The sequence below is a fragment of the Grimontia hollisae CIP 101886 genome (assembly GCF_000176515.1).
GTDB lineage: Bacteria > Pseudomonadota > Gammaproteobacteria > Enterobacterales > Vibrionaceae > Enterovibrio > Enterovibrio hollisae.
Genome location: NZ_ADAQ01000010.1, coordinates 109,018 through 122,930 on the forward strand (window position 1 = coordinate 109,018; position 13,913 = coordinate 122,930).

General features: G+C 47.3%; 16 protein-coding genes. 8 read left to right on the top strand and 8 right to left on the bottom strand.

Features of this window, described 5'->3' with window-relative positions; translation table 11 throughout:
- Window positions 1-45: 45 nt before the first annotated feature.
- The 5 genes from VHA_RS19200 to VHA_RS05265 all read left to right on the top strand — a co-directional run bounded on the left by VHA_RS19200 (window position 46) and on the right by VHA_RS05265 (window position 2,291).
- Window positions 46-264: a GDCCVxC domain-containing (seleno)protein gene (locus VHA_RS19200; protein WP_081455998.1), complete on the top strand. Its 219-nt coding sequence runs from the start codon at window positions 46-48 to the stop codon at window positions 262-264.
- A 148-nt stretch (window positions 265-412) separates the two neighbouring features.
- The gene (locus VHA_RS05255) at window positions 413-634 is read left to right on the top strand and encodes a hypothetical protein (RefSeq protein ID WP_005502525.1); all 222 of its coding nucleotides are present in this window, start codon (window positions 413-415) and stop codon (window positions 632-634) included.
- Window positions 635-955: 321 nt separating this feature from the next.
- A complete protein-coding gene (locus tag VHA_RS05260) occupies window positions 956-1,582 on the top strand; it encodes a YiaD family glycine zipper/OmpA-like lipoprotein (RefSeq protein WP_005502526.1) in 627 nt (208 codons plus the stop codon).
- Between the two features lie 198 nt (window positions 1,583-1,780).
- Window positions 1,781-1,987, top strand: a complete 207-nt coding sequence (locus tag VHA_RS19120; RefSeq protein WP_081455999.1) for a hypothetical protein — start codon at window positions 1,781-1,783, stop codon at window positions 1,985-1,987.
- Between the two features lie 85 nt (window positions 1,988-2,072).
- Window positions 2,073-2,291 carry a DUF6500 family protein gene (locus tag VHA_RS05265; RefSeq protein WP_040528338.1) on the top strand — a complete coding sequence of 73 codons (219 nt, stop codon included), beginning with the start codon at window positions 2,073-2,075 and terminating at the stop codon, window positions 2,289-2,291.
- A 500-nt stretch (window positions 2,292-2,791) separates the two neighbouring features.
- Here VHA_RS05265 and yciH read toward each other — a convergent pair whose 3' ends face one another.
- Window positions 2,792-3,118 carry a stress response translation initiation inhibitor YciH gene (gene yciH, locus VHA_RS05270; RefSeq protein WP_005502528.1) on the bottom strand — a complete coding sequence of 109 codons (327 nt, stop codon included), beginning with the start codon at window positions 3,116-3,118 and terminating at the stop codon, window positions 2,792-2,794.
- Between the two features lie 121 nt (window positions 3,119-3,239).
- Window positions 3,240-3,593 carry a DUF3319 domain-containing protein gene (locus VHA_RS05275; protein WP_005502529.1) on the bottom strand — a complete coding sequence of 118 codons (354 nt, stop codon included), beginning with the start codon at window positions 3,591-3,593 and terminating at the stop codon, window positions 3,240-3,242.
- Between the two features lie 210 nt (window positions 3,594-3,803).
- Between VHA_RS05275 and VHA_RS05280 the strand changes: the two genes are divergently transcribed.
- Window positions 3,804-4,766, top strand: a complete 963-nt coding sequence (locus tag VHA_RS05280) for a tyrosine-type recombinase/integrase (RefSeq protein WP_005502530.1) — start codon at window positions 3,804-3,806, stop codon at window positions 4,764-4,766.
- Here the strand turns inward: VHA_RS05280 and VHA_RS05285 are convergent.
- Entirely contained in the window at window positions 4,763-5,761 is a 999-nt protein-coding gene (locus tag VHA_RS05285) for a D-alanine--D-alanine ligase (protein ID WP_005502531.1), read from the bottom strand. The two genes, VHA_RS05280 and VHA_RS05285, sit on opposite strands and share 4 nt — an antisense overlap.
- Window positions 5,762-5,998: 237 nt before the next feature.
- Window positions 5,999-6,505, bottom strand: a complete 507-nt coding sequence (locus VHA_RS05290) for an SPOR domain-containing protein (RefSeq protein ID WP_005502532.1) — start codon at window positions 6,503-6,505, stop codon at window positions 5,999-6,001.
- A gap of 233 nt (window positions 6,506-6,738) precedes the next feature.
- Between VHA_RS05290 and VHA_RS05295 the strand changes: the two genes are divergently transcribed.
- A complete protein-coding gene (locus tag VHA_RS05295; protein ID WP_005502533.1) occupies window positions 6,739-9,420 on the top strand; it encodes a bifunctional acetate--CoA ligase family protein/GNAT family N-acetyltransferase in 2,682 nt (893 codons plus the stop codon).
- Window positions 9,421-9,530: 110 nt separating this feature from the next.
- On the opposite strand, the gene VHA_RS05300 is transcribed toward VHA_RS05295, so the two are convergent.
- Entirely contained in the window at window positions 9,531-10,436 is a 906-nt protein-coding gene (locus VHA_RS05300; protein ID WP_005502534.1) for a LysR family transcriptional regulator, read from the bottom strand.
- A 239-nt stretch (window positions 10,437-10,675) separates the two neighbouring features.
- Between VHA_RS05300 and VHA_RS05305 the strand changes: the two genes are divergently transcribed.
- The gene (locus tag VHA_RS05305; protein WP_005502535.1) at window positions 10,676-12,307 is read left to right on the top strand and encodes a DUF2813 domain-containing protein; all 1,632 of its coding nucleotides are present in this window, start codon (window positions 10,676-10,678) and stop codon (window positions 12,305-12,307) included.
- Here VHA_RS05305 and VHA_RS05310 read toward each other — a convergent pair.
- Genes VHA_RS05310 through VHA_RS05320 form a run of 3 tightly spaced genes read right to left on the bottom strand, consistent with a single transcriptional unit; the run spans window position 12,304 to window position 13,909 of the window.
- On the bottom strand, window positions 12,304-12,828 hold the full coding sequence (locus VHA_RS05310; protein WP_005502536.1) for a DUF3833 domain-containing protein: 525 nt from the start codon (window positions 12,826-12,828) through the stop codon (window positions 12,304-12,306). The genes VHA_RS05305 and VHA_RS05310 overlap by 4 nt on opposite strands.
- Complete coding sequence (locus VHA_RS05315; RefSeq protein ID WP_226926487.1) at window positions 12,825-13,427, bottom strand: chalcone isomerase family protein; 603 nt, start codon at window positions 13,425-13,427, stop codon at window positions 12,825-12,827. The genes VHA_RS05310 and VHA_RS05315 overlap by 4 nt, the downstream gene beginning before the upstream one ends.
- Window positions 13,373-13,909, bottom strand: coding sequence for a DUF2878 domain-containing protein (locus VHA_RS05320; protein ID WP_005502538.1), 537 nt, complete (start codon window positions 13,907-13,909; stop codon window positions 13,373-13,375). The genes VHA_RS05315 and VHA_RS05320 overlap by 55 nt, the downstream gene beginning before the upstream one ends.
- Window positions 13,910-13,913: the final 4 nt, after the last annotated feature.

Genomic DNA, 13,913 nt, shown 5'->3' on the forward strand with positions numbered 1-13,913 from the left:
CCACGCTTATTGATACTAAAAATAGTAGAAGGGGATGAATTGCTAATGAAAGTGAAGTTGAAGTCCGACATAACATGCCCGCGATGTGGACACAAGAAATCTGAATTGATGCCTGTCGACGCGCCCCTGCATCACTATGAATGCGAAAATTGCGGGGAAGTGCTTGTTGCCCAAGAAGGGATGTGCTGTGTTTTTTGCGCCTATGGTAGTGTTCCATGCCCGCGTGCGCAGGTAAAAGGTCATTGCACTAATAAACGTCATTAATCACTGTATAGATCCGATGTGGGAAGTTAATCATGTGAAGTACGATTGCCGAATAATTCATTCTTGTCTCGATCATAAGTCGCGATTCATATGAGATGTGAAATTACACTCATTGTGATAGAGCAAAGGCTTTAGAAAGGAGATAATTATGGGTTTGCATCTTTGGTACTGCAATAACTGTAAAAAAGAAACTGATCATGAAGTACGGGAGCAAGCCCACCATGATCCTGCGGTTCGGGCATTGACATTACCCCCTCTCGATGGCGATTATCAAGACCACGCCGAATGTACTTGCACGGTATGTGGCTTTGTCGAATGGGTCGATCCTGTCGATATATTTCAACTTGATGTGCATGACTTTGGTGATTGAAAACGCTGTCAGTCCATCATAAGAACAATATAAGTATTGTTCTTTTTAAGTACACATTAACGCACTATAACTTATGTACACTTTAATCAAATAAACCTCCATCAGCTATTACGGTTTTTCTCAAAAATAGTCATCTTCTACAGAAAGCGCTGTTATACTCAGTATAAATATAAAACAGCGTTCAATTATGTCGTTAACTTTGCAAAACTCTGACAATCTGGGTTTTATAGAATTTACGATCCGCCAACTCGCGCATATCCTTGGTAAATGTGCCAAGTACAATCCCTCGAAGTATGAGGGTACAATGAAGGAGATAAAATTATGCGTAAATCCATTCCTGTCGTTACTTTGGTTACTGCTTCTTTAATGTTGGGCGGCTGTGCAACAAACACAGGTAAGGGCGCAGCGATTGGGGCTGCAACAGGTGCTATTTTGGGCAAAGCGACCGGCAACCATAAAGACAAGCGGATCTTTATTGGGGCTGCAATTGGTGCCTTGGCTGGAGCTGCGGTGGGTCAATACATGGACCGCCAGGAAGCTGCGTTTCGTGAAGAATTGGCAGGTTCTGGTATTGAAGTGGTGCGAGAAGGAGACAACATCCGTCTTGTTATGCCTTCAAATATTACGTTTGGTACCAACCAAAGCGGAATCTCCCCCGGTTTCTATCAATCTCTTGATGCCGTTGCCCGTGTTATGAATGAGTATGACAAAACGTTTCTGAGTATTGAAGGACATACTGACAGTACAGGTGATGCTGCTTATAACATGACACTATCTGAAAAGCGTGCGGAGAGTGTAAAGAGTTATCTTCTACGCTCAGCAGTGAATGCCAAACGCCTATATGTTACCGGTTATGGTGAGACACAACCTATCGCTTCAAACGATACGTCTACAGGACGCGCTCAAAACCGCCGTGTAGAAATTCAGATCGTACCAAACCAAGCATAACTTTCTCTCATGGAGGAGGATTTATACTGGTCCTCCTCACTTTCGTTTCGTTAATTTCCCCCGTAATATGTTCGTTTCTGTCATTTATCTAAACGACATCTAGTTAGGTGGCACCAATCTTAATAGAATGATCCCTGAGCCCTAAGATTAGACGGCTCCAGGGGGAATAGAACGAATTTAGAAATGGAAGAGGTTCTCATGCCATTAGTTTCTTGCCCTGTATGTGAAAAACAAGTTTCCAAACATGCACTTTCGTGTCCTGGATGTGGAGAGCCTGATCCAGCTGGTTACCACACACGTAACGCTTGGTTGTCGCGTCTGTTCTGGCTATTAGTATGGATCGGCATTGGTGCGGCTGTCTGGTATAAAGTCGTGCCATTAGTGATGGAGATGTTCAAGCGATGAAGAAGAGTGGAGGGTCAGCGTCGCTTTTCAAGGAAAATGTGTTTATGTACAGTAATAAGTGTCATTGCACATAAATAAGGACATTATGAGAGATTCGTTGCGCAACAAAGTTATTGATGTATGTAAAAAGAAGATTCTGTCTAAGGGAGAGAATGTAAACGTTTCTTTCTACGCCTTTTTCACCAACAAGAATGATGATCCAGAACTGCTAATGGAAGCCGCTACCTGGTGGATTCAAACCCACGAATTAAGCCATTTCGTTAAAGCCAAAGACATTATCACTTTGATTGAGAATGACAGATAGGAGTGCAGTACTAATCGCGGTTAAAAACGAGAACATTTTTACTTGGGAGAATTAGGACATTATCGCTTTGGGATTACACGATTAAGTGCGCATTATACATCTTATGTTAAATAGCATCATGCGCTACGCAATAAATATCTGACCCCGTAGGCTTGTTACTAACCCACAACCCGCTTTCTTCATAGACTTCGTCGTATTGAACGTAATTATCTATTTACCATAAAATAGATAATTACCAATTCTCTAAGAGACTCAGTTGGATCATATTGTTCCAACTGAGTTCTTCTAGCGTTGGTGAATTATCTAATAAGAAGCAAGCTTGAGTGGTTGCCGGCCGCTTCTAACGGGATTTATCTTTGTCATCATCTTGACCCGCGCTTTTGATAGTACTTGAGCAATCAGACAGTTTAGACCAAATGAGTGGCTCTATTAGAAAATTGGTCGGGCGCTTCAAGCTTTAAACCAGATCTGACACTTCGATTTGAAAATGATTAGAAGAATTAACCGCCAGCCAATTTTACTGTGTGGCCTTTCTTTTCAAGGTAAGCTTTTATTTGATCCCGCTTGTCCCCTTGAATTTCTATCACTCCATCTTTTACAGAGCCACCACAGCCACACACTTTTTTCAGTTCTGCAGCAACAACCTTCAGTTGCACATCGTCCAGATCTAGACCAGTAACCAGACAAACACCTTTACCTTTTCGACCCTTGGTCTGGCGTTGAATACGAACAATGCCGTCACCTTTCTCGCGAGTCGGCGCACGTTTTTCTTCCTTAATACGTCCAGTTTCGGTGGAATAAACCAATAGGCTGTTATCGTCTCTCATCAGTCACTCTTTGATGCATGAAAATAGGTTAATCCTAACAGGCAAAATACGTTAAATGGAAGCCTCTCCGGAAGAATTAGTAGGATGGCCGCGATGAGAATCATTGTTGAGAACTGTTAGTTCAAGACTTTGTCGCTACCCTTTTATCTATAAACTGTTTTAACGCAGGAAGTGAGCCTTTGAGGAGCCTTCCCTTGATCATCATGTACCAAGTATTGTTGTTGTCAGGGGTATCATTCATGATCTGAATTCCCTTGTAGTCTTCAACACCTTTTTGTTGTGGTGGATTGAACTCTTGCTTATCGAATTCATTGGGTTCACATACCACATTGGTATCACACCACCAATCGATGGATTGTTTAACTCCCAACAAGGTACCGGAGACGCGCCTCCCCCCAAGGCGCGCGCTGTATTGCCCGGCCTTTTCGTCGGTCAGTTCGATATTGTGACCGCGGTGGAATAAGCGCTTTCTCATTGGCAGTAACTCTCAGTAGATTCATCATTAATACACATGTAACAAATTCGCGTCTACTGTGTAAATTAGACTAGTTTTACATAGCTCGCCAGTGTTAAGGCCTTTAAAAACAGCAGTACACACATAGGTTATGTGATCATTTTCCTTTTCAATGCCTCCCTGTGCTGGGATAATTGGAAATAAATAAAATAAGTTATAGTGCATTAAGAAGTGAGAAAGATACATCCTATTAGCGATCCGGCTGAAATCAAACAAAGCCTTGCTGTATTCAAGTGCGGTGAGGTCTCTCTGGATGATTGGAATACGCTCACAAATGGCTTATACAGCCGCAATTCCTTATTGAGTTTCCAGAATGACTGGCAAGTATTTGTTGAATACTGCAGGGAAATGAAAGTATCCCCTCTTCCTGCTGCGGTAACGGCGGTAAGACGGTTTGTGGAAAAACAGGCCATTAGTCGTAAAGCATCCAGCATTAAGCGCTATGTCATTACGGTTTCTATGATGCATCGCCTCCATTCGCTAAAAGACCCTACCCGGCATCGTGAAGTCCGGTTTACTCTAAACCGGCTGTATCAGGATAAAGCTGATGAAGCAACACAGGCGAATGCATTCCATTACACGCACCTGCTAACGCTTCAAGAGAAATTAGGCGCGAGTAAAAGGCTCAAGGATATCCGGGATTTACTTATCTGGACACTTTGTTTCGAATGCATGTTGAAACGCAGTGAATTAGCAGTAATCAGTGTTAACGATGTCTCTCTGACAGGAGAAACCGGCACGCTGAATATTGCTGAACATACACTTGAGCTCTCCCAAGAGGCCACAGGACTTATTGAACAATGGTTAACTCTGACAGGAATCACTGATGGTCCTCTCCTGCGACGCATTAATAAGCACCAGCAACTGGGCGACGCACCGATGGATCACTCTTCTATTTATCGGGTGTTCCGTCGGGCTGCATCAGAATTAGGTGTCGAGGGTTCTCTGACATTCTCTGGCCAGTCGCCACGGGTAGGCGCAACCCAGGATTTATCAGCCTCCGGGCTTTCAATTAAAGAGATACAGCAACAAGGCAGATGGAAAAGCCCCGCTATGCCTGCCCAGTATGTGGGTAATAAAAAGGCAAGAGACGAGGCGATGGATAAATTTAAGCGTAAGCTCGAAAAAGACTAGTTGGCGATACCTGCGCGGATACAGCTTTCCAGATACTCCGAAAACGTATGGCCGTTGTGTTCGACCAGTTTTGGGAACATAGAAATCGGTGTCATACCAGGGAAGGTATTGATTTCATTCAGCAGCACATCGCCTTCTGGTGTCAGGAAGAAATCGATACGCGACAGATCTTTTAGTTTCAAATGCACAAACGCTTTTTCTGCGTATTCCCGCATTTGGGCTATCTGCTCTTCTGTCAAGTTTTCTGGTTCAACAGTCGTTTGGCTATGACTACCGGCGCTGTATTTCTCTTCATAGGTGTAGAAGGTATCTTCCGGACAGGCAATTTCGCCTGGTCGGGTAACAACCACTTCACCATTGTAATGATAAGCAGCAATTTCCAGCTCTCGTGGACGAACAGCTTTCTCAACCAACACCTGGTTTGAATACCCGAATGCACTGGCAACCGCTTCGCGCACCGCAGATTTCTCAGTAACTTTATAGCAACCAACCGACGAGCCCTGACACGCCGCTTTGACAAAAATTGCGCCCCAGCGATCAAAAGCATCCTCTGCACTGCGAACACTGTCTTCGTTGTTATCCGTAAGGAAAACATACGGTGTGTTTGGAATGCCGATAGCATCAAACCAAAGCTTTGACGTGATCTTGTTAAAACAAACATTGCTTGCCGACGAATCACACCCCATATAAGGCACGCCTGCCAGCTCAAATAAAGATTGAATATCACCGGTTTCACCGGGAAAACCGTGAATGCAAGGCACAGCAAAGTCGATATTGATAATCTCATCGCCGACCTTGAGAGTTTTATCCAGGTTCAGGCGGCAGTCTTGCCCTTTGCTGTCTTTCCAGCCATCGTTTTTAGTGATTTCAACACGGATAACCGAGACAGACGGCAGCTTATTTAACTCAGATTCCAGATAATTTGCTGATACCAATGAAACTTCATGCTCAGCACTACCGCCACCACACAACAACAATACTTTAGTTGGGTTCATGACCATTCCTACTTCGCCCTGACAACACGCTCAGGGGTATAAAATCCAATCGCACAATCCGTGAGGCCCTTATAGTAGACAAACAAATTGGCCGTTTCACTTAATCCAACGCAAATATCTGGCAATTTTTGCGTGATTGCGCAAAAACCGACCGTTGGAAACCCCAATGCTGTCTTCCCTTTTCTCCAACAAGAAAAAAGAGAGCTTTCGCTCTCTTTATCCCATTATTTCAGCCTCTTAGTTTAATCGCGTCATTTCTGGTGTCGACGATGATTTGATAGAAGCGATTGAACGGATAAATGGACCAAACTGCTTGATATCCTTAGGCAATGCATTCAGCGCATGCTTGGCATCCTCTTTCGATGCAAATTCACCATAAAGCAAGGTATACCAAGGCAAACCGTCGACCATTTTTTTGTTTGACCAGACCGGCTTATCAGAAGGTAACTTGTTCATGTAATCGTTAAAGCCCTTGTTGTGGCTCAATGCGATCACCTGAATCGTATAAGTGGTTGATTCACTTGCTACAGGTTTTTTAGGTGGTTTCGGCTTTGCCGCTACCACAGGTTTTGGCATCGGTTTCGGCGATACAACCTCAGGTTTAGGCTCAGGAGCGGGGGCTATTGGCTGGCTGACCGGCATCACTTCTTCTTCTGAAGACTGAGTCAAAATTTGTGTGGTGCTGGTTCCTCCAGCACACCCGGTAAGCGCAAGGGTTAATACGATAGAAAGGATTTTCTTCATGAATATTCTACTTTAGGAGTCACTGTCCTTATTCTGAACCCAGCCAATGATTCATTCAACTGAAACCACGACCACTCTGATCAGTATCTGCCATATGTCACACATCATTCTGACTCATTGGCTTACCGTACGGCGGATTTAGCGACGGATCACAGCGACGCTAACCGATTGAATCATCAAGATGACAAAACAAGTAAGATAGAACGGTTCGCTTAGCTTACGCGGAGAGGGAAATGACCAGCCTGAACACCTTGTTTAAACCAAAATCCATTGCCGTTATTGGCGCATCAGATACTCAGGGACGCACAGGTAACGTCATCATTCGCAACCTTCAGTCAGGGGCATTTCAGGGACCCATCATGCCTGTAACCCCTAAATATCAGGCAGTCGCCGGGATCCTTGCCTATCCAACTATTGAAGCATTACCTCTGGTACCGGATCTGGCTATCCTCTGCACTCACGCATCACGAAATAGCGAACTGATTCGCCAACTGGGCGAAAAAGGCGTCAAAATGGCGATTATTCTCGCCGCGGGTATGAAAAAAACCAAAGCAGAGGATGGCAGGAGCGAATTCGAAGTGATGCGGGAAATCGCCTCACAGTATGCAATGCGGGTCATCGGCCCAAACAGTCTCGGCCTGATCCTTCCCTGGCTCAACCTGAACGCCTCTTTCTCTCCTATTCCTGCAAACCGGGGCAATATTGCGTTCGTCTCCCAGTCAGCCGCTGTTTGTACAACCATTCTCGACTGGGCACGAAACCGCCGGATTGGGTTTTCAACCTTTATCTCACTGGGTGAAGCAAGCGACATCGACTTCCCTGAACTGTTGGATTACCTCAGCCGCGAAAGCAAAACCGATGCAATCCTGCTTTATATCGACAATATTCAGGATGCGCGGGCCTTTATCTCTGCCGCCCGGGCCGCGTCGCGTAACCGTCGCGTACTGGTACTGAAAAGTGGCCGGACACCTGAAGGGGCGGCAGTACTTCCCCACCTTCAAGAAAACGCAATGGGATTGGATGGCGCGTATGATGCAGCCATCAGACGTTCCGGTATGTTGCGCGTAAAAACTACCCACGAGCTGTTTGCCGCCGTAGAAACCCTGTCCCATTCTGTACCGCTGCGCGGTGAGCGCCTTGCTGTTATTTCAAATGGCGGAGGCCCGGCGATTATGGCGGTCGATACCTTACTGGAAATGGGAGGTAAACTCGCAGTATTGAGTGAAGAAACCATCCACAAACTCAATGCTGTTCTTCCGCCCAGTTGGTCACAGTCAAACCCCGTCGATATTGTGGGTGATGCTGACATAGATCGTTATAAAAAAGTCACCGAAATTCTGTTGGAGAGCGATGAAGCCGATGCATTGTTGATCCTACATTCACCCTCTGTCACTGCGCCGGGCTTAAAAACGGCCAAAGCGCTGGCTGACATGCTGAAAAAATCGCCGCGCGCGAAACGTTTCAACATCCTGACAAACTGGCAAGGTGAAAGTGACGATGCCACCGTTGCCCGTCTGGCTTTCGCGCATGCAGGCTTTCCCGCATACCGGACGCCTGAAAGCGCTGTCACCGCCTTTATGCACTTAGTGGAATACAGGCGTAATCAGAAACAACTGATGGAAACCCCGGTATCTATCGGCCAGATTGATTACGACGTAGAAGGCGGAAAAGCGCTTATTCAACAAGCATTAGACGAAAGCCTGACCATCCTGACAACACATGAAGCACGGCCGTTTCTGTCGAAATACGGCATCAATGTGATGGCAACCTGGCTGGCAGAAGATGCCGCAGAAGCCGCCCAGATCACAGAACAAGTCGGCTACCCGGTTGCTGTCAAACTCCGCTCACCAGACATTGCTCACAAGTCTGACGTCAACGGTGTCATGCTTGATCTGAATAATGCCACCGAAGTTGCCAATGCTGCCCAGCTTATGCTGAATCGGGTCAGTATGACCTACCCCACCGCCCGGATTGAAGGACTGCAAATCCAGAGTATGGCGAACCGTGCAGGATCTCAGGAATTGCGGGTCTGTGTTCGCCATGATCCTGTTTTCGGCCCGGTTATCTTACTCGGCGAAGGCGGGTCTGAGTGGGATATAAACCGTGATGCTGCTGTCGCGATCCCCCCTCTCAATATGGCACTGGCACGCTATCTGGTGATTGGTGCGCTCAAGTCCGGCAAATTGCGCCAGCGTGGCCACCCTTATAACCTGGATGTGAATGCACTTTGTCACTTTCTTGTGACACTGTCACAAATCCTTATTGATGTTCCGGAAATCACGGAGCTCGATATTCACCCTCTCTTGGTAACCGGGGACAGTTTCACCGTACTTGACGCATCGATCCGACTTTCCCCGTTTGAGGGTGACGCCGCATCGCGCCTGGCAATCCGCCCTTACCCGAAGGAATTGGAAGAAAAAGCCAGCCTGAGGGATGGACGTGCCATTTTGCTGCGCCCCATTCTTCCTGAAGATGAACCCAACCATAAGTCCTTTATTGAACATGTGTCGGTGGAAGATTTATACAAACGCTTTTTCTCTGATGTCGGCGAACTAAATCATGAAGCACTGGCAAACCTGACCCAAATTGATTACGACCGGGAAATGGCTTTTGTTGCTGTCCATCGGCTTGATGATGGTAACGAGGAAATTCTCGGTGTCGTAAGGGCATTAGCAAACCCCGAGCATACAGATGCTGAATTCGCCGTATTGGTGCGTTCAGATCTTAAGGGAATGGGATTAGGCCGTATCCTGATGGAGAAAATCATCAGCTATGGACGCAACAGCGGATTAAAACGCTTGAACGGGATGACCATGCCTTCAAATTCAGGCATGATTGCTTTAGCGCAGAAAGTCGGTTTCAGTATCGATGTGCAACTCCAGGACGGCATTGTCGATATGGATCTGCCACTTTAACAGTTAACCCACTGATTTTTGGGGAATTAAAAACTTTCTGTCTAATAGAAAACTGTCCGTCGGCTCTGAATTCCAGAACCGACGGGTTGATGTGGTTCCACCCTGTGCCTTTACCCTACATTGCCTTCTGTAACCGGCTGGAGCACTTTCAGGAGTCGTGGAATTTCGCGTAACATCCAGATTTTAGCATTTCCCATCCGGTTACGTTTCCAAGCCATTACCCAGTAGAGTTTCTGTGGGCCACTGCCGTCAATGACTTTCAACCGCCCTTCTTCAATATCTTTGCTTATCCACCAATCCGGCATCGTACCAATTCCATAACCATCAAGAATGGCGTGGTACTTTTCTGTCATTGATGAAACGGTCAGGCGTGGCTGTTCGTCAAGGATGTTGAACGTATAGGTTTTTGCATTACGGGCAGAATCCGCCACCGAGATACTGCGGTATAAACGACGGACATTGGCATCGTAAGGGTTAGCATGGCGATGGATAGGATGATTTGTCGCTGCGACCCAATAGTTATCGGAGTAGCCGATTTCCTGGATTTTGACACCCGCTGGCGCTGTAGGTGGTTTGGGACTGATCAGAATATCCGTACGATCATCTTCCAGCGATTCCCAGGCACCTGCGAGGATTTCTTCTTGTAGCCGCACCCGGGTACTGGCCTCACGTCCAAGCTTTTCCACCAGCGGGAAAAAGTGACGGGCAGTAAGCAGGCCATCAAAGGCGATGGTGATATCCAACTCCCAGCCATGAGCCAGAGATTTTGCATCTGCCACCAGTTCATCAGCGGCATTCATCAAAATACGCCCTCTCTCAAGCAATAATTTGCCAGCGTCAGTGAAGACAGCTTTGTGTCCCGAGCGATCGAAAATCACCAAATCCAGCTCCTGCTCAAGCTTCTGGACTTGATAACTCAGCGATGATGGCGCACGGTTGAGTGAATCTGCGGCAGCGGCAAAGCTACCCTTACGCTCAATGGCATCCAAAACCTGAAGTGCTTCGAAAGATAGCATGCTAATTCTCGTTCCTTGTACTCATTTAATACATGACCTGCATAGCAACACAATGTATTCGTTTGGCAGGCATTTGTATCCCATTACCTAAAACTAATGGATTGTGCTTCATTTGGGCATATGCCAAATGAATCACAATCCCCTGATTGAGAACAGAAAAATATGGGCAGAAAGTGAATTCGTGATGCATGTACACTCATAGTGCAGCGATCTGTCTTAGGCTTAAGATAGAGGTGAGTATGAAGTTAGATCGCATTGAGATTTCCGGTTTCAGGGGCATTCGCCGCCTTTCTCTCAGTATGGACGAGCTTACTGTCCTTATTGGTGAAAATGCTTGGGGTAAAAGTTCACTGCTCGATGCACTTTCGCTCTGTTTGCCCTCTTCCGGTGAACATTACGCATTCAAACGTTCAGATTTTCATATTGATTACACGCTGGGCAATGCCCAAACCAATCAAATCCAGATAATATTCCGTTGGGTTGAGAGTTTTGCAGGTGAACACCGGGCCCGTCGCTACCGCCAGTTTAATGATGTGTGGAACGGCAGTGACGACAACGGGTTACGCCGGCTCGACTTTCATATCAATGCGCTCTATATGGATGGAAAAATCACCGTCAGCCGGGATTTTCTTGATACAAACGGTAACATCATCGACACAGACAAAAACGAAGCGTTGGCGCAAAAACTGGTGTTGTTACACCCGATCATCCGGATCCAGGATGCACGGCGCTTGCGGGACAACGAGCTTGGGATGAACGGCAACAAAACCCGTTTGGAAAAGCGACTCGAGAACACCGTGAAGCGCCTTCAGCAAAAACCCGGACATGTCAACAAAGGGGAGATCCACAGCGGACTGAAAGCCATGCGCACCTTGCTCGATCACTACTTTGCCTTTAACAGCCACAACCGCTCACCGGCGGAAATCGAACCCTCCAGACACCTGAACATGCGCGCCAATTACGTTCACCCGCTGGAACTGGTGGCAAACAATACCTCCAATCATAGTCGGCTTTTGTTAATGGGATTGTTGAGCACCTTTGTACGTGCCCGCGGTCCGAAACAGTTAAAAGCGAATGCACGGCCCATCGTGATCTTTGAAGATCCGGAAAGCCGTCTGCACCCGACACTGCTCAATCAGGCCTGGCGGCTTATCAGCATTATGCCGATGCAAAAAATCCTTACCACCAACAGTGGTGATTTGCTGTCAGCCGTGCCACTGACCAGCATACGGCGCCTGGAACGTGGCGCAGCCCAAACTGAATCCCACCAAGTGCCTGTTGGCAGGTTAAGTAAGGATGAAGAACGCCGCGTCTCCTTTCATGTCAGGTTTCACCGTCCCAGCGCCCTGTTTGCCCGGTGTTGGCTGCTGGTAGAAGGCGAAACCGAGGTGTGGTTGTTCAACGAAATGGCCCGGATACAGGGCTACGATTTGAGCGCAGAAGGTGTCCAGATGATTGAATTTGCGCAAAGCGGGTTAAAACCTCTAATCAAGCTCGCCATTGCCCTTGGCATTGAGTGGCATGTGATTACTGATGGTGACTGGGCGGGGCAAAAATATGCACATACCGTCCGCAGCAGATTGGGTGGCGAAAAAGAAAAACACCGGCTAACGGTCCTTCCAGAGCGGGATATTGAGCACTACCTGTTCGCCCACGGATACGAGCCCCTGTTCCGTCAAATGGCAAATATCGAAGAAAACACCCATGTTTCCCCCAAGAAAATTATTGCCCGTGCGCTGAAAAAATACGCTAAGCCAGATGCAGCACTCGCGATCATTGAATACACAGAGCAACATCTGGAAGACGATATCCCGCTACTCCTGAGATGGATTGTGCAGCGGGTGGTCAGTATGGCGCGGGGATCCGGTTAATCCTGCTTTTCAAAGAAAATAGAAATCTTGCCAACTTCAATACCAAACTTCTTCATGGAAGTGAGGTTGAAAGCACGTTTTTCATCCTGACGATATAACCAGTCATCCAGAGTAAGCACGTAGATACTGTCGCCAACTGGCACACTGAGATCATAAACCCAGTTCAACGCATTGCCAGACTCCCTGCCTTTTGCAATCCCGACAACATCACTCGCAGTGCCTGTATAACTGCCATCGTCAAGGCGGGTGATCGTCCAAATTCGCTTTTGCGTCTCACCGTCATCAAAAAGGAAATCTTCATCCAGCGTGATTTGGTTGCCCTTGACCGTGCCGACAATACTGACGTTAAAACGCCGGGTTTGTTTCCCGGTGTAATCCTGCACCATCCCCCAGGCGAGGGTTTCCCCTTCAAAATACTCAAAAAGGTTAAACGCCGGTGTGCTGGATTCATACTCTTCCAGTGACGCAGAGCAGCCAACCAGCGCCAGGAATAAAACGTATAGGTAAATGATTTTTTTCACTCAGGCTTTCCTCCAATTAAAGCCAGACGAAGCGAAGGATAAGCGGTGGCCGGTGACAACCAGATAGCAGAAAATGCATTGGCAATGTCTGCGTTATCAAGAGCGCCAGTAGGCTGTGCGTTGCCTTGCAGGGGTTGGTAAAAAAACCGTCCTCTATCATTCGATAAAACATAGATTAAGCGGTCTCCTTCCCTGACATCTGGCCACACACCAGACATCTGGGGCAGCCAGTTTTTTATCTGGTTCTCCGTGAAGCCTAGGTGTTCCCATTGTTCAACGGTCGCTTCCAGCAAATCTTCGGCGTCGATATCACGGCTGTACGTAATGACCAAAGCTAACGGATCGCCAGATGCAGGGTCAAATTTGCCGCTGGGCGATCTCAGTTCGCTGTCGTAAATTTTCCAGAATCCCCAGGTCAACGAGGCTTTACCAACAGGTTTCCACCAAACCCAGCCATCACTCCTGTCGCCCTGATTTGTCGTCGCCATCGCCGGCAAAGACAGCCACGTAAAAACAAGGAACAGACTTGCCAGCAACCCCAAACCTAGTCTTTTTCTGTCAGCGACGTTTCCGTGACTTGTTGCGTTGTGGTTTCGCATGTCTCCCCCTGTCGCGAAAGGCGTTTGAGTAGGGATAAGAAAATAGTAGTGTAGAGAAACCAGGCGACGGCCAACACTGCAACCGTTGTGGGTAAAGGCAGCGAAAATGTCACGCTACCGAGTTTTTCTCCGCCAAGGTAACTCATTGCACCACCGACTGTTCCAGCACTAATAAGCAGCCATCGCGGCTTGTCGAACAACCACTCCCTCACCAGCCAGACAAAGGCAGCAAAGCCCGCCCATAACATGCCCAGCCACAAAGGAATATATGGTGTGTTGAAATTCAGCACCTGGGCATAGGTCAGTACGCTGTCACCCAGAACACCGATCAGGGTGATAAGGGGGACTGCTTTCACGACGCCCCGATCAATAAACACCGAAACCAACAGTGCAATCACCAGAAAAGGAAGCAAGTCGTTCTGCCCGAGAACAGCGGCAAACCAATAAGCATTGAATGCCAGCGACACGATAACAATCCGCATACTT